The sequence below is a fragment of the Actinoallomurus acanthiterrae genome (assembly GCF_054775715.1).
In genome coordinates this window covers 1,195,622-1,213,571 of the sequence record NZ_BAAHCO010000001.1, presented here as the reverse complement: position 1 = coordinate 1,213,571, position 17,950 = coordinate 1,195,622, and the positions used below count along the sequence as shown (strand labels likewise).

The 17,950-nt window shown below is 70.8% G+C and carries 17 protein-coding genes; 12 read left to right on the top strand and 5 right to left on the bottom strand.

Annotation, left to right across the window (positions count from 1 at the left end):
* Positions 1-112 precede the first annotated feature (112 nt).
* Both ACYVF7_RS05975 and ACYVF7_RS05970 read left to right on the top strand, forming a co-directional pair.
* Entirely contained in the window at positions 113-541 is a 429-nt protein-coding gene (locus ACYVF7_RS05975; RefSeq protein ID WP_460336080.1) for an AAA family ATPase, read from the top strand.
* Between the two features lie 461 nt (positions 542-1,002).
* Complete coding sequence (locus ACYVF7_RS05970) at positions 1,003-2,697, top strand: nitroreductase/quinone reductase family protein (protein WP_460336077.1); 1,695 nt, start codon at positions 1,003-1,005, stop codon at positions 2,695-2,697.
* A gap of 108 nt (positions 2,698-2,805) precedes the next feature.
* On the opposite strand, the gene ACYVF7_RS05965 is transcribed toward ACYVF7_RS05970, so the two are convergent.
* Genes ACYVF7_RS05965 through ACYVF7_RS05955 form a run of 3 tightly spaced genes read right to left on the bottom strand, consistent with a single transcriptional unit; the run spans position 2,806 to position 6,293 of the window.
* On the bottom strand, positions 2,806-4,374 hold the full coding sequence (locus ACYVF7_RS05965; protein ID WP_460336074.1) for an alpha/beta hydrolase: 1,569 nt from the start codon (positions 4,372-4,374) through the stop codon (positions 2,806-2,808).
* 39 nt (positions 4,375-4,413) lie between these two features.
* Positions 4,414-5,409: an ABC transporter permease gene (locus tag ACYVF7_RS05960; RefSeq protein ID WP_460336071.1), complete on the bottom strand. Its 996-nt coding sequence runs from the start codon at positions 5,407-5,409 to the stop codon at positions 4,414-4,416.
* Positions 5,406-6,293, bottom strand: coding sequence for an ATP-binding cassette domain-containing protein (locus ACYVF7_RS05955; RefSeq protein WP_460336068.1), 888 nt, complete (start codon positions 6,291-6,293; stop codon positions 5,406-5,408). The genes ACYVF7_RS05960 and ACYVF7_RS05955 overlap by 4 nt, the downstream gene beginning before the upstream one ends.
* 119 nt (positions 6,294-6,412) lie before the next feature.
* Between ACYVF7_RS05955 and ACYVF7_RS05950 the strand changes: the two genes are divergently transcribed.
* The 6 genes from ACYVF7_RS05950 to ACYVF7_RS05925 all read left to right on the top strand — a co-directional run bounded on the left by ACYVF7_RS05950 (position 6,413) and on the right by ACYVF7_RS05925 (position 12,522).
* On the top strand, positions 6,413-7,573 hold the full coding sequence (locus tag ACYVF7_RS05950; RefSeq protein WP_460336065.1) for a sensor histidine kinase: 1,161 nt from the start codon (positions 6,413-6,415) through the stop codon (positions 7,571-7,573).
* Complete coding sequence (locus ACYVF7_RS05945) at positions 7,570-8,220, top strand: response regulator (protein ID WP_460336063.1); 651 nt, start codon at positions 7,570-7,572, stop codon at positions 8,218-8,220. Before ACYVF7_RS05950 ends, ACYVF7_RS05945 begins: the two co-directional genes overlap by 4 nt.
* A gap of 90 nt (positions 8,221-8,310) precedes the next feature.
* On the top strand, positions 8,311-9,261 hold the full coding sequence (locus tag ACYVF7_RS05940; RefSeq protein WP_460336060.1) for a ribose-phosphate diphosphokinase: 951 nt from the start codon (positions 8,311-8,313) through the stop codon (positions 9,259-9,261).
* A gap of 90 nt (positions 9,262-9,351) precedes the next feature.
* Entirely contained in the window at positions 9,352-10,782 is a 1,431-nt protein-coding gene (locus tag ACYVF7_RS05935) for a serine hydrolase (RefSeq protein ID WP_460336057.1), read from the top strand.
* A 149-nt stretch (positions 10,783-10,931) separates the two neighbouring features.
* Entirely contained in the window at positions 10,932-11,876 is a 945-nt protein-coding gene (locus ACYVF7_RS05930) for a GlxA family transcriptional regulator (RefSeq protein ID WP_460336054.1), read from the top strand.
* Positions 11,877-11,886: 10 nt separating this feature from the next.
* Complete coding sequence (locus tag ACYVF7_RS05925) at positions 11,887-12,522, top strand: DJ-1/PfpI family protein (RefSeq protein ID WP_460336051.1); 636 nt, start codon at positions 11,887-11,889, stop codon at positions 12,520-12,522.
* Here the strand turns inward: ACYVF7_RS05925 and ACYVF7_RS05920 are convergent.
* Positions 12,519-12,644, bottom strand: a complete 126-nt coding sequence (locus ACYVF7_RS05920; protein WP_460336048.1) for a VOC family protein — start codon at positions 12,642-12,644, stop codon at positions 12,519-12,521. The two genes, ACYVF7_RS05925 and ACYVF7_RS05920, sit on opposite strands and share 4 nt — an antisense overlap.
* A gap of 139 nt (positions 12,645-12,783) precedes the next feature.
* Here ACYVF7_RS05920 and ACYVF7_RS05915 point away from each other — a divergent pair, with 139 nt between their 5' ends.
* The 4 genes from ACYVF7_RS05915 to ACYVF7_RS05900 all read left to right on the top strand — a co-directional run bounded on the left by ACYVF7_RS05915 (position 12,784) and on the right by ACYVF7_RS05900 (position 16,764).
* Complete coding sequence (locus ACYVF7_RS05915) at positions 12,784-13,377, top strand: HD domain-containing protein (RefSeq protein WP_460336045.1); 594 nt, start codon at positions 12,784-12,786, stop codon at positions 13,375-13,377.
* Between the two features lie 225 nt (positions 13,378-13,602).
* Positions 13,603-15,402, top strand: a complete 1,800-nt coding sequence (gene asnB, locus ACYVF7_RS05910; protein ID WP_460336042.1) for an asparagine synthase (glutamine-hydrolyzing) — start codon at positions 13,603-13,605, stop codon at positions 15,400-15,402.
* Between the two features lie 82 nt (positions 15,403-15,484).
* The gene (locus tag ACYVF7_RS05905) at positions 15,485-16,366 is read left to right on the top strand and encodes a hypothetical protein (protein ID WP_460336039.1); all 882 of its coding nucleotides are present in this window, start codon (positions 15,485-15,487) and stop codon (positions 16,364-16,366) included.
* Between the two features lie 11 nt (positions 16,367-16,377).
* Entirely contained in the window at positions 16,378-16,764 is a 387-nt protein-coding gene (locus ACYVF7_RS05900; RefSeq protein ID WP_460336036.1) for a hypothetical protein, read from the top strand.
* Here ACYVF7_RS05900 and ACYVF7_RS05895 read toward each other — a convergent pair.
* On the bottom strand, positions 16,669-17,946 hold the full coding sequence (locus ACYVF7_RS05895; protein WP_460336033.1) for a D-arabinono-1,4-lactone oxidase: 1,278 nt from the start codon (positions 17,944-17,946) through the stop codon (positions 16,669-16,671). The two genes, ACYVF7_RS05900 and ACYVF7_RS05895, sit on opposite strands and share 96 nt — an antisense overlap.
* Between the last annotated feature and the right edge of the window lie 4 nt (positions 17,947-17,950).

Here is a 17,950-nt window from a genome sequence, read left to right as displayed (position 1 = left end):
GCCTACGTCTTTCACGGCACGTCACCGCGGCCTCAATCCGCCGGTGGCTCAGGCCGTGATCAGGCGGATAAAGCGGTGGTCCTCCGCCCGGCTTCCCTGACACGATCTGGGCGTGACCACGTTGTTCCTGATGGTCGGCCTGCCAGGCGCCGGAAAGACCACGAGGGCTCGGCAGCTCGCCGAGGAGCACGGCGCGCTGCGCCTGACGCCCGACGACTGGATGATTCCCCTGTTCGGCGAGACGGAGGCGGACGGGAAGCGCGACGTGCTGGAGGGGCGCATGCTCTGGCTCGCCTTGGAGGCGGTCAAGCTGGGCACCAACGTCGTGGTGGACTACGGCTGCTGGTCCCGGGACGAACGGTCCGCGATCCGCTGGCTGGCGGAGGCCGAGGACGCGTGCTTCCGCATGGTCTACCTGCCGGTGAACGATGAGACCCAACGCGCCCGGATCGCCCATCGCTGGTCGACCGCCCCAGATGAGACGTTCCCGATGACCGAGGCCGACATCCTGCACGGGCGGGCGCGTCCACGGCGTCTCTGATCAGGACGTCCATTGGTCACTCCTTTCCTTCGCCGACCGCCTCATCCGGCCGCAGCGATGACGCCTCTGCCGGCTTCTTGACGTTCGGTGCGGGTTCTGCGTTGAATGTCGTCGGTGCCGCGTGGCGTACGCAAGAGTGCCCCGACAGAGGACAGGGGGCCAGACCGCGTACGAGTGGGCGAGCACCGGAAGAGCCCGAAGGGGATGAGCCAGGTGGCCTACCGCATGGATCGCGCCTAGTCGCCGACGCCGTTCGCGTCGTTCCCGGCCTGCGCCCTTGCCTGAGCGCCGTTTTCCGAACGCCGTGAGCTGACCGCGTCGTATCACCCGCGCCCGTCGTCCCGCGGAGCCGTCGCCTTTCGCTGCTTCGCCGTTCCGTGCCGTTCGTCGAACGGGCGCGCCATTTCCGCCATTCGTTTCGTCGTTCGTTCCGCCATGCGGTAACGCAGCGAAGGAGAGTTTTGACCACACCGTTCAACCAGCAGGTCATCGAGGAGTTCCGCGCCAATCACGGGCGCGTGGGCGGCATGTTCGAGGGGGCCCGGCTGATCCTGCTCACCACGACGGGCGCGCGTTCCGGCCGCCCCCACACCACCCCCGTCGGTTTCCTGCCCGATCCCGGCGGGCTGCTCGTGATCGCGTCGGCGGGCGGCGCGGACCGGCACCCGGCCTGGTACCACAACCTGGTGGCCAACCCACGCGTCACCGTCGAGACCGGCCCGTTCACGCTGGAGGCCGACGCGGTCGTGCTCGAGGGGGCCGAGCGCGAGGAGATCTGGGCGCGTGCCGTCGAGTCCGACCCGGGCTGGGCCGAGTACCAGCGGAAGACCGCACGGGTCATCCCCGTCGTCGCGCTGCACCCGGTGCGGATGAGCTACGCCGACCTACCCGAGGGTGACTTTCTCACGGTCGTGCACGACGCGTTCCGGCGCGACCTGCGGCTGATCCGCGACGAGGTCGCCCAAGGCCGCGGGCTGGGCGCGCAGCTGCGCGTCAACTGCCTGACGTTCTGCGGCGGGATGCGGCACCACCATCAGAACGAGGACAGCGACCTGTTCCCGTATCTACGCGGCCGCCATCCGGAACTGGCACCGGTCCTGGACCACCTGCACGAACAGCACCGGATCCTCGCCGGGCTACTGAACGACCTGCAGGAGACGGTCGTGTCCGGCACCGGCGACCTGGCGGCCACCGTCGATCGCCTGGTGACGGAGATCGAGGCGCACCTGGACGGCGAGGAGGCACAACTCGTCCCGGTACTGAACGCCCTGCGGAGGCGCGAGGACCGCTTGACAGCCAACCGCATCACCGGCCCCGACACCTTCGACACCGTGCTCGCTGCGCTGACCGGCATGAGCGCGGGCCCGCCGCCGCTGCCGCCGGACGCCGACACGGCCGAGCCGTTCGCGCTGCCGGTGCCGGGCCGCTGGGCGAACGCCTCGGGCCGCCTGCCGCAGGAGGCGGGCGTGGTTCTGTACGTGCACGGTGGCGGCTTCGAGCAGCGCAACCCTGCGTTCGAGCACCCGATGGCCTACCACCTGTCGAAGGCGGCCGGCCGCCCAGCGTTCAACGTCGACTACTCGCTGGCCCCCGAGCACCCCTTCCCGGTCGCGCACGACGAGATGGTCACCGCGTACCGCGCGCTGCTGGCCGAGGGCGTGCCGGCCAAGCGGACGGTCCTGGTCGGCGAGTCGTCGGGCGCGACTCTCGTGCTGGAGATGCTGCTCACGCTGCGTACGGAGGGCGTGCCGCTCCCGGGCGCGGTGGTGCCGGTCTCACCGATCACGGACTTCACGTTGACGAGCCCGTCGATCGACGCCCCGGCGGGCCGGGACGTCGTCGGCCGGGAGGTGCTCGAGCACGTCGTCGGCCAGTACCTGAACGGGCGGCCGAACGACCAGGCGCCGCAGTCGCCCATCCACGGCGACCTGGCGGGCCTGCCGCGCATCCTCCTGGTGGTCGGCGGCGACGAGGTCCTGCTGGACGACTCCCGGCGCTACGCCGAGGCGGCGGCCGAAGCGGGCGTCGAGGTCACGCTGGACGTCTACGAGGGCATGCCGCACGCGTTCCACATCGCGGTCCTGCCGGACCCGCGGCTCCCGGTGGGTGCCACCTTCCTGAAGCGCCTGTCCGCCTGGCTGGGCGAGGACCGGTAGCGCGAACGCCGCGACCGCCGGGGTGACCACGTCGGTCGTGGACGGCGATCGTACGGCCGGGGCGGGAGCACGGGACGGTCTCCCGTGCTCCCGCCGCGCGGGCGTACGTCAGGAGAAGGGGACGACGTCCTGCTCGCAGACGGTGCCGGCCGGCGGCAGGGCGCCGGTCAGCAGGTAGCGGGTCTCGTGCTCCAGGGCGCAGGCGCTGGGGTTGGCGAAGACCGTGTGGCCGTACCCGTCGACCGTCAGCAGGCGGGCCCGGGCCAGGGTCCGGGACACCGTGACCGCCTTCCGGTAGGACGTGGCCGGGTCCTTGGTGTTGTTGAGCAGCAGGATGGGGTTGGCCGTACGCCGGTTCCACGGTCCGGTGTAGCGGTCCTTGCCCAGCGGCCATCCCGCGCACGGCTCCGTCGCCCAGGCCGGTTCCAGCCCCGAGGGCCCGGACCTGGAGTACGCCAGCCGCGCGGCGGTCTCGTAGGCACGCGGGTCGCGCGGGTTTGGACTGTCGGAGCAGACCGTGGCGAGGAACTGCTCGCGGCCGGCGTAGGGGGCCGCGGTCCCGGCCTTCTTCGCGACGGCGGATGAGGTGGTCCTCCCGGACGACTTCTCCCACATCTGCTGAAGCAGGTCGGCGCCTTCACGCCACATCGACACGTTGCCCAGCGGAAGGCTGAGGACCCCGCACGCGTAGCCGCAGGTCTGCGTGTCCGGCGGGGTGCCCATGGTGACCGGGTGCCGTCGCAGGCGGCGCAGGAGCGTGTCGTACTTGGCGCGCGTCGCCGCCGGGCCGCCCGCGGAGAAGGCGCACGCGGCCGTGGACGCCTTGCCGCACAGGCCCAGGAAGTCCTTGAGGACGGCGGCGGACGCCTGGTCGTTGCCCTCACGTACGAAGCTCGGCAGCCCGCCTTTCGCATTGGTCCAGGCGACCGGGTCGACGTTGCCGTCCAGGGCCATCCGGCCGACGCTGTTCGGGAACAGGTTGGCGTACGTGGTGCCGAGCAGGGTGCCGTACGACAGGCCGACGTAGTTGAGCACGGGGTCGCCGACGGCCTGCCGCAGCAGGTCCATGTCGCGGGCCACGTCGGCCGTGCTGACGTGCCGGATGAGGTCGGGGTCGCGTTTCGCGCACCGGGCGGCGAAGCGCGACCACGTACGGACCCACGCGGACGTCTCCCGCGCCCCGACGGGGAAGCCGATCGGCGCGCCGGACAGGAACGCGTTCTCCGCATCGGTCGTCGGGAAGCAGCGTACGGCGGTGCTCTCGCCGAACCCTCGTGGGTCGAAGGCGACGATGTCGTACCGTGCCCGCCAGGTCGCGGGGACCTGCCGGTAGGCGGCGGTGAAGCCCGCGAGCTGCGCGCCGGGGCCGCCGCCGTTGACGAACAGCGAGCCGATGCGGTGCGCGGTGTCGGTCGCCTGGTGCCGCATCACGGCGACGCTGATGGTCCGGCCGCGTGGGTTCCGGTGGTCCAGAGGGATCCGCGCCGTGGCGCACTGGAACTCCCCGTCGCAGGAGCGCCAGGTCAGCGGGGAAGCCGACGCGGCGGTCGTCGCGGCCACCCGGCCGTCCGGCAGCGAGAGCGCGACGGGAATGGAGACGGCGGCGAGCAGGCCGGCCGTCCAGGCCAGGAGACGGCGCTTGGCGGGAGGTCGAGGGTCGGTGTGGTCGATCGGCATTGTCGGAGCGCCCTTTCGGGATCTCGGCGGCGTACGGGGCTAGGCCAGGCGGCGGCGGAGCCACCAGGTGCAGAGTCCGGCGAGGAGGAGGGCGACGGCGAGGTAGATCACCGTCTCCTCCCACTGGAAGGTCCAGAAGCGGCCGGCGGGATGGAAGTCGACCCGTTGCCGGTAGCCCATGTCGGTGAGCCGGGTGAAGCAGTCCTGCGCCCCCTGCCGGGACTGCAGCGGGCACTTCTCCACCCAGGAGGGCGGTGAGACAACCTGGCCGGCGGCGTTGACGGTGTGCTGGGAGACGATCCAGGCGCCGGGCTCGTCGACCTGCACGGTGAGGTTCCCGCTGATGTCGATGAGGGTGAGGTTCGCGGAGCTGATCTTCGTGGTGACGTGTTCCGGCGGCAGCAGGTGCGACCGGACCTCGAGGCCCATGGTGGCCTGGACGACGGTGAAGAGGGCGAGGAGGATCGCCATGGCGGGCAGGGTCCGCCGGACGATGACGCCGATGGTGACGCCGAGGACGAAGGCGAACGCGGCGTAGCCGAGGGGGACGACCCCGCGCGTGTCGAAGATCAGGACGTGCATGCGCGGGAGCAGGAAGATGCCGTGGCCGGGGGCGCCGCTGTTGGCGGCGATGGCCGCGTCGATCGGCCGGTTCCACCAGGTCACCGCGAGGCTGAGCAGCCCGGTCGCGGCCACCGCGGTCAGGCCGACGATCCCGAGCTTGGTGACCAGCCAGCGGGTGCGGGTGGTCAGGGTCCAGGCCAGCCGGTGCGTTCCGGCGTCCAGCTCCCGGGTGATCAGCGGAGCGCCCCAGAACGTGCCGATGATGGCCGGGGTGAAGAGCACGGCGAAGGTGCCGATGACGTACAGGCTGCTCTCGGTGCTCCCCAGCTCGTCGAGGAAGGAGCGGCCGTGGGCGTGGTACAGGTCGACCAGGTGCGGGCCGGTGGCCGCGAGGAGGGCGGCGAGGACGACGACGGCGCCGAACACCACCGCCGCCTGGGTGCGGAGCTGCCGCCAGGTGAGCCAGATCATCGGTGTCCCTCCAGCAGCGGAGTGGACCCGCTCATGTAGGCCAGGACGAGGTCTTCGAGCCCGACCGGGGCGACCGCCCAGCCGTGGCCGTCGACCGGGGCGTCGGCGCGGACGAGCAGGGTGGTCTGCCGGTCGGTGCGGTCGACCGAGACGGCGTGCACGCCCGGAGGAAGGGCGGCGGGGTCGAGGTGCGGGGCGCTGATCAGGTGGTGTGCGGCCAGCAGGTCGCGGACGTCGCCGGCGATCCGCACGCGGGAGCCGACGAGCACGATGAGGTGGTCGCAGACCAGTTCCACGTCCGAGACCAGGTGGGAGGAGTGCACGACGCTGATGTCCCGGCCGGCGGTGGCGTCGCTGAGCTCCCGGAGGAACTCCCGCCGGGCGAGCGGGTCGAGGGCGGCGACCGGTTCGTCGAGGATCAGCAGCCGGGGCCGCTTGGCGAGCGCGAGCGTGAGGGCGAGCTGGGCGCGCTGGCCGCCGGACAGGCTCCCGGCCCGCTGGTCAGGGGGCAGGCCGAGCCGCCGCACCCGCTCGCGGGCCAGGGGCATGTCCCAGCCCGGGATCAGCCGGGAGCCGAGCGTGAGGTGCTCGGCGACGGTCAGCCGGGCGTAGGTCGGTGTGTCCTGGGCGACGAAGCCGACCTTGGCCAGTTGCGCCGGGTTCGCGCCGGGGCGGCCGCCGCACACCTCGACCGTGCCGGACGTCGGCGTGAGCAGGCCGGCGGCCAGGCCGAGCAGCGTCGACTTCCCGGCCCCGTTGGGGCCGACCAGTCCGACGACCCGTCCCGCCGGGACGTCGAGGGTGCAGTCCGAGAGCGCCCAGCGCCGGCGATATCGCTTGCCCAGCCCTCGGGCCCGCAGGACCGTGTTCTCAGTGGAAGGCATGCGGTTCACTGTGCGGGCCCCGGCTCGGCGCGCCCACCGGCCGGAAGTACGGTTCGCGCCGAACCGGTCGTACTTTCGGCTGATCCGCCATGCGACGGAGTTCCGTACGCTGAACCGTCATGGACCTGCTGGATCGCCTGGTCGAGCGGCCCCGGATCGCCGTGAACGCCGGGCTCGGCATCGTGTTCGCGGTGGCGCTGGGCTACGAGATCCGCGCCATCGCGGAGCGGCACGGCGACTGGAGGTCGATCCTCGCCGTCGGGGCGGTGGTGTCCGTGGCCGCCCTGCTGCGGGAGCGATCCCGTACGTGGGCCGCGGCGTTCGGGCTCGCCGTCGCCGGAGCGGCCGAGCTGGTCGCCTGGCGCTGGGGACTGCCCGGGCAGCCGGCCGGTGCGGCGATCCTCGCCCTGGTCGTGCTCATCGCCTCCGCGGTACGCGCGCTGCCGGTCCGTACGGCGGCGGCCATCGCGGCGGGCGGGGCGGTCGTGGCGGCCGGGAGCCTCGAGCGGTACTCCCACTTCCTCGCCACCGGCGCCCCGGTGTCGTACTCGGCGACCTGGATCATGGCCCAGGCGTGGGTCGCCGCCGTGGGCGCCGGGTTGTTGCTGCGCCGCCTCGACGCGCGTCGCCGCGCCGCGTTCGAGGCCGTACGGCGGGGCGAGCGCCTGGAGCTGGCGCGGGAGCTGCACGATTCGGCGGCCCACCACATGACCGGCGTCGTGCTCCAGGCGCAGGCGGCCCGCATCGCCGCCCGCCGGGGCGCCGGGACCCTCGACGACACCCTGGCGGGCATCGAGACCGCCGCCACCGAGGCGCTCGTGTCCATGCGCCAGGTCATCGGCCTGCTCCGGGACGCCGACGACGCGGCCGGGCTCGCCCCCGGCCCGGAGGGGCTGACCGAGCTCGTCGACCGGTTCGCCGCGCGCGGCCCCGCCGTACGGCTGCACCTGCCCGACGGGCCGCCGGACCCCGCGTGGCCGCCGCAGGTCACCACGACGGTCTACCGGGTCGTCCAGGAGTCGCTCACCAACATCACCCGGTACGCCTCCGGGGCCCGGGAGGTCACCGTGGCCCTCGCCCACGACCGGCGTGACATCACCGTCGAGGTCACCGACGACGCGCCCCCGGCGGGCGCGCCGCGTTTCCCCCACTCCGGCGGGCACGGCCTCGTCGGGATGCGCGAACGCGTCGAGGCCCTCGGCGGCACCCTCAACGCCGGGCCCCGTCCCCGGGCCGGCTGGTCGGTGCGCGCCACCCTGCCCGCCCCGAGCCGCTCATGACCACCCGGGTGCTGATCGCCGACGATCAGGCGATGGTCCGCGGCGGGCTGCGGCTCATCCTGGAGGATCAGCCGGACGTCACCGTCGTCGGCGAGGCGGCGGACGGCGCGGAGGCCGTCGCCCTGGCCCGGCGGCTGCGTCCGGACGTGTGCCTGGTCGACATCCGGATGCCCGGTCTCGACGGCATCGAGGTCACCCGGGCCCTGGCCGGTCCGGGCGTCCGCGACCCGCTCCGGGTCGTCATCGTGACCACTTTCGACCTCGACGAGTACGTCTACGGGGCGTTGCGGGCCGGCGCCGTCGGTTTCATCCTCAAGGACGCCGGCCCGGTCCTGCTCGTCGAGGCCGTGCGGGCCGCGCGCACCGGAGACGCCCTGATCTCCCCGTCGGTCACCGTACGGCTCCTGAAACACCTCGCGCCCGCCAGGCCCCCGGCCTCGCCTCCGGCGGTGCCGTTGTCCGAGCGGGAGTCCGAGGTCGTCCGGGCCATCGCCCGCGGCCGTACGAACCGGGAGATCGCCGCGGAGCTTTTCATTTCAATCAGCACCGTGAAGAGCCATCTGGCCGGAGTCCAACTGAAACTCGGCCTCCGCAACCGGGTGGAGATCGCGGCCTGGGCCTGGGAGAACGGGCTGGCGCACGCCTGACCGGCGGGTAGCGGCGCCGCGACGTGGAGCGTGACGAACGGGCCTGTTTCGGGCATCATCGGGGGTCGGACGCGCGGGGAGGCGATGCTGGTGACCGGTTCCGATCTCGATGAGCTCCTGGTGTTCGGTGGATCGGGCAGTCCGCGGCTCACCGCCGCGATCTGCGAAAGCCTGGGCGTGGAGCCGGGCCACGGGGAGGCGATCCGCTTCTCCGACGGCAACCTGTTCGTGAAGGTCAACCAGAACGTCCGGGGACGGCACGTGCACCTCGTGCAGTCCACGGTCTTCCCGGCCAATGACAACTTCATGGAGCTCCTGTTCTGGATCGACGCGTTCAAGCGGGCCAGCGCAGCGTCGGTGACCGTGCTGATGCCGTATTTCAGCTACGCGAAGGCCGACAAGAAGGACGAGCCACGGGTGTCGATCCGGGCCCGGGTGTGCGCCCAGTCGATCGAGGCGGCCGGCGCGGACCGGGTCGTGACGATGGACCTGCACGCCCCGCAGATCCAGGGCTTCTTCACGCGGCCGGTCGACGACCTGTACGCCCTGCCCGTGCTCACCGAGGCCATCGGCGCCTCCGGGGAGCTCGTCGTCGTCTCCCCCGACGCCGGTTTCGCCAAGCAGGCCCGTAAGTACGCCAAGCGGCTCGGCGCTCCGCTCGCCATCGCCGACAAGGAGCGCATCGACCACACCGAGACGGCGCGGGTCGTCGACCTGATCGGCGACGTGCGCGGCCGCGACGCCGTGATCGTCGACGACTTCACCATCACCGCCGGCACGCTGGTGGAGGTGGCCGAGTGCCTCGTGGAGCGCGGTGCGCGGAGCGTGCGCGCGGCCGTGACGCACGGGGTGTTCACCGGCAAGTCGATGGAACGCCTCGACTCCAGCCCGATCACCCGGCTCTACGTCACCGACACCGTGGAGAACCAGCCCGTACGGCTGTCGCCGAAGGTGCAGAAGGTCTCGGTCGCGCCGCTGTTCGCCGAGGCGATCGCCCGCATTCACCGCCGCGAGAGCATCAGCGTCCTGTTCGAGTCGTGACCAGGGCCGTACACTGCGCCTTTGCGAACTCTTTGTAAAGGATCTTCAAAGAAGTTACGCCATACGTATCCGTATGGATATCTTGTTCGAATGATCTTGAAGGGAAGTCATAGGCGTGGTCGTGGCTGGATCGCGCTGGGCGGTGCCGCCGTGCTGCTGGCCACCGTCGCACAGCCGGCGCACGCGGCCGAGGACACCAGCGGTGTCGCGCGACAGCTCCAGAAGACCATCGCGGGGTTGAACTTCGGCGAGGTCCTCGACACCGAGCCTCCCACGTCCGCTCAGGCCGCCCGGTCGTCCTCCGTCGACGTCGACCCCGAGGCGAAAATGCCCAAGCCGGAGCGTGCGCCCCAGCTGAAGGCGGCGGTCGCCGCGGCCGCCACGCAGATCCACCAGCAGCCGAACGTCGACGTGACCGTCCTCGAGCTCGACGGCAACGGCCGACCCGTCTCCTCCGGCACCGTGGTGACGAGCCCGACGTACAAGAACGGCGTCATCGTCCCGGTCGACAAGAACTTCCACACCACCGCGGTGCGCTACCGGCACTGGGACACCGCCCTCTGGAACTCCAACAACGGACAGGGCGACACCGACGTCGTCCCGGGCCGCGAGAAGGCGCCGATCGACTTCATGTCGCCCTACCCGGCGTCGACCCTCAAGCTGATGGTCGGCTTCGGCGTCCTGCAGCTGGTGGACAAGGGCGTCATCAAGCTGGACGACACGTACGCGTACCAGCCGACACAGGCATCCGACCTGTGCGGCGCCGCCACCACCGACACCGTCCGCAACTACTTCGATCGCATGATCACCGTCTCCGACAACGGCTCGGCGTGCTCGCTGATCAAGCTGTTGAACGACAAGGGCGCGATCGACGGTCTCAACCAGACGTTCCAGGACATCGGCCTGGAGACCATGCAGCTGAAGGACACCAACCCCGCCAACGGCGGAAACTGGACCTCCGGCATCAACATGTCGTCGCTGGACACCGCCAAGCTGCTGGCGCTCGTCAACGGCGTCACGGGCACGGCATGGACCGCCCCGAACGGCAAGGCGGTCACCAGCGACGTCCTGAGCCAGTCCTCCCGCGAGTTCTTCATGAAGGAGCTCGGCGAGCAGGGCTGGAACAACGTCCTGTCGACGACGAACTACTGCGGCTACACGTACCCGACGGCCGGCATGCCGCAGCGCATCTCGCAGCGGTGGATCGGCCCCGACGGGACCGTGACGGTCAACAACGACCCGACCGACGGGAAGTACCAGTACCCCGTGCAGCCCTGCCAGGACGCCGCGCAGGTCACGTTCGCTCACAAGACCGGTGTGACGGAGAACGCGGTGAGCGACGCGGGCATCGTGAAGTCGCTGCCCGGCAAGCCGAACCGGCGCTACATCATCACCGCGTTCAGCAACCTCGGCTACCGGTACATCGACGTGAACCGCCAGGACATCCAGCCGTCGGTCAGCCGGACCGAGAAGTTCGCGATCCTCGGCCGCACGATGGACACCTACGAGGCGCAGCACTGACCCAGACGGAACGCACCGAAGGGGCCGGGATATCCCGGCCCCTTCGGCCTGTCCGTCGACGATCAACCGGGCACTCAGGCCGCTCGATGGCCGGAATCGTCATATTCGCGTCATTGCGGCCATGAAGCCCGGGCGGCGAGGCTGGTGTAGTGCGGATCACCTTCCTCGTCCATCCCCGGTTCCAGTCACTGGATCTGACCGGGCCGCTGGAGGTCTTCTCGCTCGCCGGCGGGGCGTACGTCACCGAGGTCGTCTCCGTGGACGGCGCGCCGGTGACGTCGTCCAGCGGGCTGTCGATCGCGCCGCACCGCGCCTTCCACGACGACCCCGTCGACACGCTCATCGTGGTGGGCGGCCTCGGCACCGCCGAGGCCGTCGACGACGACCGTACGATCGGCTGGATCTCCTCGGCCGCGCGGCGCGCCCGCCGGGTCGGCTCGGTGTGCAGCGGAGCGTTCCTGCTGGCCCGGGCCGGGCTGCTCGACGGCCGGCGGGCGACCACCCACTGGGCGACCTGCCGTCTGCTGGCCGAACGCTTCCCCGAGATCGAGGTCGACCCCGATCCGATCTTCGTACGCGACGATCCGGTCTGGACCTCCGCCGGAGTCACCGCCGGCATCGACCTGGCCCTCGCCATGGTCGAGGACGACCTCGGCCCGGCGACCGCCCGTGACGTCGCCCGGCAGCTGGTGGTGTTCGTGCAGCGGCCGGGCGGTCAGGCGCAGTTCAGCGCCCAGCTGGCCGCCGGGCGGCCGGACCGGCCGGGCCTGCGCGAGCTGCAGCGGTGGATCGCCGACCATCTCACCGCCGACCTGTCGGTCGAGGCGCTGGCCGCCCGCGCCGGGTTGAGCACACGACACTTCGCCCGCGTGTTCCGCGACGGCGTCGGCGTCACCCCGGCGTCATACGTCGAGTCCGTACGGGTCGAGGCGGCCCGCCGGCTCCTCGAGACCACCGCACGGCCCCTCGACGTGATCGCCCGGGAGTGCGGCTTCGGCACTCCCGAGACCATGCACCGCAGTTTCAAGCGCACCGTGTCCGTCACCCCCGGCGACTACCGGCGCCGCTTCCGGAGCCGTACGCCGACCCTCTGAAGGAGGCACCATGCAGATCGTCTTCGCGCTGTACGAGGAGTTCACCGCGCTCGACGCCGTCGGGCCGTACGAGGTGCTGTCGCGTCTGCCGGGCGTCACGGCCGTCTTCGCGGCGGTGGAGCGCGGCCCGGTCCGTACGGACGGCGCCCTCACCGTCGTGGCCGAGGCGGCGCTGGAGGAGATCGACCGGTGTGACGTCCTCGTCGTACCGGGCGGGCCGGGCACGCGTGAGGTCGTTTTCGGCGATCAGCGGTACGTCGACTGGGTGCGCCGCGTGCACCCGACGACCCGGTGGACCACGTCGGTGTGCTCGGGTGCGCTGATCCTCGGCGCGGCCGGGCTTCTGCGGGGTCTCGACGCGACGACCCACTGGGGCCTCCGGAAGGAACTGGAGGCGACCGGCGCGCGGTACGTCCCGGAGCGCGCCGTCGAGCAGGGAAAGGTCATCACGGCCGCGGGCGTCTCCGCCGGCATCGACATGGCGCTGACCCTCGCCGCCCGGATCGGCGGTGAGGTCGCCGCGCAGGCGATCCAGCTGTGGATCGAGTACGATCCGCAGCCGCCGTTCGACAGCGGCTCGCTCGCCAAGGCGTCCCCGGAGGTGCTCGACTTCGTCACCACCCACCTGGCGGAGCAGAACGGCTAGGGCGTGTCCGGTGGATCTTCGTCCGGCTGCGCGGCCTCACCGCCGACGACCGACGTCCAGAAGCGCGCCAGTCGTGGGGGATCCGCGCAGTCGATGACGATCTCGTTCAGCCGTCCCACCATGCCGGACGGGCTACCCGGTGACCCGCACGCCATGCGCGATCGGATCTTCAGTACGAGATCTGCCCTTCGCTTACCGTTTGATCTGGGAAAAGTCGTCTACCGTGAGATACCCGGACGGCCGAGAGCGAAGGAGGCTGGCATGCCGGACGAGCTGACGCGCTTGACGGAATTCGCCTACGAGATGGGGCTGCTCAAGCGCTACAAGCGGACCGGCTGGCTCGTCGCGGGCGTCGCCGCGCCCGAGAGCATCGCGGACCACTCCTTCCGGGCCGCCGTGCTCGCGGGCGTCCTGGCCGCCATGGAGGGCGCGAACCCCGAGCGCGCCGCTCTCCTGAGCCTCTTCCACGACAGCCAGGAGACCCGGCTGACCGACATCCCGTACCTGGCCAAGCGGTACGTCACCCGGGCGCCCAACGAGAAGGTCACCGCGGATCAAGTGCAGGGCCTGCCGGGTCCGGTGGCCGACCTGATCTCCGGCTCTGTCGCGGAGTACGAGCAGAAGACCAGCCTGGAGGCCCGCTGCGCCCGGGACGCCGACAAGCTCGACTGCCTGCTGCAGGCCATCGAGTACCGCGACCAGGGACACCACAACATCCAGCCGTGGATCGACAGCTCACTCGCCGCGCTGCAGACGCCGTCGGGGAAGAAACTCGCCGACGAGGCCCTCGGCACCGGGTCCCTCGAGTGGCTCCCCGCGGTCGTGAACGGCGGGAACGGCGCCGCGACCGACTGACCGCGGCGAGCCGACGACGGAGTGGTGGCGGGACGAGCCGGCCGCGAAGCGCGTGGGGGGCGAGCGCGGCGGTAGGCACGCGGCAGCGGGCACGTACGCCGGCTGCGCACGCCTCGGGCCGGAGGTCCAGCCCCGGAAGGGAGTGAGCTTTGTAACTTCCATATTTCTGACATCTGGAGTTAACGTCGGTCATGTGCATGATGCAGCTATCCGGGAGGTGCTCCGATGTGCGGCATAGCCGGCTGGGTGGACTACGAGCGCGACCTCACCAGGGAGCGCGCCACCGCACTCGCGATGACGCGGACGATGGCCTTCCGAGGCCCCGACGACGAAGGTCTCTGGATCGAGCCGCACGTCGCGCTGGGACACCGGCGGCTCGCCGTGATCGACATCGAGGGCGGCACGCAGCCCATGAGCGGCGGTCCCGTCACCCTCGTCTACAGCGGTGAGACGTACAACTTCCGCGAGCTCCGCCGGGAGCTGGAATCCCACGGCCACCGCTTCCGCACCCGCAGCGACACCGAGGTCGTCCTCCAGGCGTACCTCCGCTGGGGCACGGACCTCGTCGAGCACCTGAACGGAATGTACGCCTTCGCCCTGTGGGACCAGCGGACCGAGGAGCTCCTGCTCGTCCGGGACCGGATGGGCATCAAGCCGCTCTACTACGCGCCCACCCCGCACGGAGTCCTGTTCGGCTCCGAGCCCAAGGCCATCCTGGCCAACCACCTGTTCGCCCCGCGGCTCAAGGACGACGGCCTGCTCGAGCTGCTGACCAACGTCAAGACCCCGGGCCACGCCGTCTTCGACGGGATGTACGAGGTCGAGCCCGGGCACGTCGTCCGCGTCTCACGCGACGGCGTCACCGACCGGCGCTACTGGGCGCTGACCGCCCGCGAGCACCCCGACGACGTCCCCACGACCGTCCGCCGCGTCCGCGAACTCCTCGAGGACATCGTCGAACGGCAGCTCATCTCCGACGTGCCGCTGTGCACCCTCCTCTCCGGCGGCCTGGACTCCAGCGCGCTCACCGCGCTCGCCGACCGCGCACTCGGGGCCGGCACCGTACGGTCCTTCGCGGTCGACTTCACCGACGAGGGCGGCGGGTTCGTGCCCGACGCCATGCGGGAGACGGCCGACGCGCCGTACGTCCACGAGGTGGCCAAGCATGTCGGGTCGCACCACACCGACGTCGTCCTCAGCAGCGACGAGCTCTCCTCGCCGCAGGTCAACGAGACGGTGATGCGCGCCCGCGACCTGCCGAGCATCGGCGACATGGACACCTCGCTGTACCTGCTGTTCACCGAGATACGGCGGCACTCCACGGTCGCGCTGTCCGGCGAGTCCGCCGACGAGGTCTTCGGCGGCTACCGCTGGTTCCACGACCCGGAGGCGATCGCCGCCGACACCTTCCCCTGGATGCTGGGCATGTCCACCGGACAGGAACTCCTCGACGCGGAGCTCAACCGGCGGACGGAGGCGTACCTCGCCGACCGCTACCGCGAGGCCATCGACCGGGTGCCCCGGCTGCCCGGCGAGACCGGACACGAGCGGCGGATGCGCGAGATCTGCTACCTGCACCTGACCGGGATGGTCCGGTTCCTCCTTGACCGGAAGGACCGGATGAGCATGGCGGTCGGCCTGGAGGTACGGGTGCCGTTCTGCGACCACCGGCTCGTCGAGTACGTCTTCAACACGCCGTGGAGCCACAAGACCTACGACGGACGGGAGAAGAGCCTCCTGCGCGGCGCGGTCGCCGACCTCCTCCCCGAGTCGGTCGTGCAGCGGCGCAAGAGCCCCTACCCGGCGACACAGAACCCGAGCTACGAGCGGACCGTCCGCGACCGCCTGTCCGGCATCCTCGCCGACCCGAACGCCCCCGTACGGCCCTACCTCACGGAGAGCGCCGCCCGCGAGGCCCTGCGACGCCCGCTCGGCCGGGCCAGCCTCCAGCAGGACCGCGCGGCCATGGAACGCATCGTCGCCCTGAACGACTGGCTGACGGCCTACCATCCGCAACACGTCTGAGCGGGATTCACAATTCGCCATTTATGGCGAATTGTGAGTGATCAATTCGCAGACAAGGCATGGCCGGTCTAAAGTCCCGGCCATGCCTTCGCTTGAGCACGAATCTCTCGCCATGCTGTTCCATAATCGGCCCAGCCTCGCGGCAGATATTCTACATAACGCATTAAAAGTCGACATCCCGGACTATAAGCGCGCTCGAGTCGAATCCGGCGATTTGACCGAGTGGAGTCCGGCGGAGTTCCGTGCCGACGCGGTGGTGGTCTTCGAGGCGGCCGCCCCGGTGCTGGCCGTGGTCGTGGAGATCCAGCTCCGGCGTGACAAGGGCAAGCGGTGGAGCTGGCCGGTGTACCTCGCCGGCCTGCGCGCCCGGACGCGCTGTCCGGCGATCCTGCTGGTCATCTGCGCCGACGCGAGCGTCGGCGACTGGTGCGCCGAGCCGATCGACCTCGGCCATCCGGGCTGGACGCTGACCCCGCTGGTCCTCAAGCCCGAGGCGGTCCCGGTCGTCACCGACGCACAGGAGGCCGCCCGTGCTCCGGAGTTGACGGTCTTGTCGACCGTGACGCACGGCGCCGCCTACGACCGGGCACGAATGTTCCAGGCCCTGCTCTCCGCCCTCGCCGCAGTGGAGGACACCGACCGCGCGAGACTGTACTTTGACATTGTGCTCAGGGCTCTACCCGGGACACCCGCCACCGAACTGGAGGCAATGATGAAAAGCGACACATCTCCCTACAAAAGCGACTTGGCTCGCCGCAACTACGCCGACGGTGAGGCTAAAGGTATAAACAAAGGTAAAGTCGAGGGCAAGGTGGAGAGCATCCTCACAGTGCTCGAGGTTCGCGGCATCCCAGTCCCCTCCGAAGCACGCGAACGCATCACGGCATGCACCGACGTCGCCGAGGCTCAGGCCTGGCTCGAGCGTTCCGTCATCGTCCGCACGGTCGACGCTCTCTTCGACTGAGCGAGGCGTCGATGCAGACGGATCCGTGGCCGTACCGAAGCGATTTCGCCCGCCGCCATTACTTCCGCGGCCTCGCGGAGGCCTTCGCCGAGAGCCTCGCCGAGGCATTCCCTGACGGCGCGGTGCAGGGCGTGGCCAAGAAAACCCTCGAGCTGCTCAAGATTCGAGGAGTTCCGGTCCCCTTCGAAGCGAGTGAGCGCATCACGGCCTGCACCGACCTCGTGCAGCTCACGGATTGGCTTGCCCGGGCCGGTGTGATCCGTTCGGTGGACGATCTGTTCACGCCTGACCCGGGCTGCCGGTCAGTCGAGGTCGGCGAAGAGGTGGCGGGCGAGGAAGTCGTTGGTGAAGGTGCCGTTCGGGTCGTAGTGGCGGGCGAGGGCGTGGAAGTCCGATAGCCGCGGATACCTGGAGCGCAAGGCGTCGGCGGGGGTGGTGAAGAGCTTGCCCCAGTGCGGGCGGGGGCCGAACGGGGCCAGGCGCTCCTCCAGGAGACCGATCACGGGGAGCACGGCGTCGGCGTCCTTGACCCAGGTGAAGTGGATTGCCACCGCGTCCTCGCCGTAGGCCGTGCTCATCCACAGGTCGTCCGCCGCGACCGTCCGGACCTCGCAGATCTGCAGGACGGCGGCGACCCGGTCGCCGACCTCGTTCACCGCGTGGAGCGCGTCGACGGCGTGCCGGCGCGGCAGGAGGAACTCCGTTTGCAGCTCATCGCCGCTGCTGCTCGGGGCGAAATCGGGCCGGAAGTGCGGCAGTCGTTCGAACCACGGGCCGGGAACGCCCAGTTGCTCGGTGCAGGCGACGGCGGACATGCCGGGGACCGGATGCCGCGGCCCGTCGGCGGGCCGGGCGCCGAACCAGTCCTCGGCCATGGGACGTTCGCCGGCCGGGTCGACGCGTTCCTTCACCCACACCTGGTCGATCCGCGGCGCACGCCAGGTCGTGAAGAGGCTGACGCTGTACGCCCCGGAGACCAGGGCGGAGAAGTGCTCGTCCAGGACTTCCAGCGGCAGTCCCTCATAGACGCGCTGCCGCATCGCGAAGGCCGGCTCGACGTCCAGCGTCACGCTGACGACGATCCCGAGGGCGCCGAGCCCGACGACGGCGCCGTTGAACCGGTCGCCGTCCCGGTCGCGGCTCAGCGAGATGAGGTCGCCGCCGGCCGTGACGATCTCCAGCCCGGAGACCGCCGTGGCGAGATTCCCGTTCCCGTGGCCCGAGCCGTGCGTCGCCGTCGCGATCGAGCCGGCGACGGAGATATGCGGCAGGGAGGCGAGGTTGTGCAGGGCGTACCCCTCGTCGTGCAGTCGACGGCTCAGCTCGGCGTACCGCACGTTCGCGCCGACCTTCACCCGGCCGGCGGCGCCGTCGATCTCGATCGTCGGTGGCAGCTTCGCCAGCGAGACCAGGCTGCCCGGTGTGTCGGCGATGTCGTTGAAGGAGTGCCCGCTGCCCAGCACCCGGAGCTTCGAGCCGCGGGCGGCCAGGCTCCGTACCTCCTCCAGTGAGGCCGGATGGCAGACCTCATCCGCCTGGAACGCGATGTTCCCCGACCAGTTCCATACGCCATCGGCCACCGGA

Excerpts from the sequence above, each read along its gene's own strand:
- ACYVF7_RS05925 (WP_460336051.1), top strand. The coding sequence starts at position 11,887 with ATGCAGATCGTCTTCGCGCTGTACGAGGAGTTCACCGCGCTCGACGCC.
- asnB (WP_460336042.1), top strand. The coding sequence starts at position 13,603 with ATGTGCGGCATAGCCGGCTGGGTGGACTACGAGCGCGACCTCACCAGG.
- ACYVF7_RS05915 (WP_460336045.1), top strand. The coding sequence starts at position 12,784 with ATGCCGGACGAGCTGACGCGCTTGACGGAATTCGCCTACGAGATGGGG.
- ACYVF7_RS05945 (WP_460336063.1), top strand. The coding sequence starts at position 7,570 with ATGACCACCCGGGTGCTGATCGCCGACGATCAGGCGATGGTCCGCGGC.
- ACYVF7_RS05965 (WP_460336074.1), bottom strand. The coding sequence starts at position 4,374 with ATGCCGATCGACCACACCGACCCTCGACCTCCCGCCAAGCGCCGTCTC.
- ACYVF7_RS05960 (WP_460336071.1), bottom strand. The coding sequence starts at position 5,409 with ATGATCTGGCTCACCTGGCGGCAGCTCCGCACCCAGGCGGCGGTGGTG.
- ACYVF7_RS05955 (WP_460336068.1), bottom strand. The coding sequence starts at position 6,293 with ATGCCTTCCACTGAGAACACGGTCCTGCGGGCCCGAGGGCTGGGCAAG.
- ACYVF7_RS05905 (WP_460336039.1), top strand. The coding sequence starts at position 15,485 with ATGCCTTCGCTTGAGCACGAATCTCTCGCCATGCTGTTCCATAATCGG.
- ACYVF7_RS05950 (WP_460336065.1), top strand. The coding sequence starts at position 6,413 with ATGGACCTGCTGGATCGCCTGGTCGAGCGGCCCCGGATCGCCGTGAAC.
- ACYVF7_RS05900 (WP_460336036.1), top strand. The coding sequence starts at position 16,378 with ATGCAGACGGATCCGTGGCCGTACCGAAGCGATTTCGCCCGCCGCCAT.
- ACYVF7_RS05920 (WP_460336048.1), bottom strand. The coding sequence starts at position 12,644 with ATGGTGGGACGGCTGAACGAGATCGTCATCGACTGCGCGGATCCCCCA.
- ACYVF7_RS05935 (WP_460336057.1), top strand. The coding sequence starts at position 9,352 with ATGATCTTGAAGGGAAGTCATAGGCGTGGTCGTGGCTGGATCGCGCTG.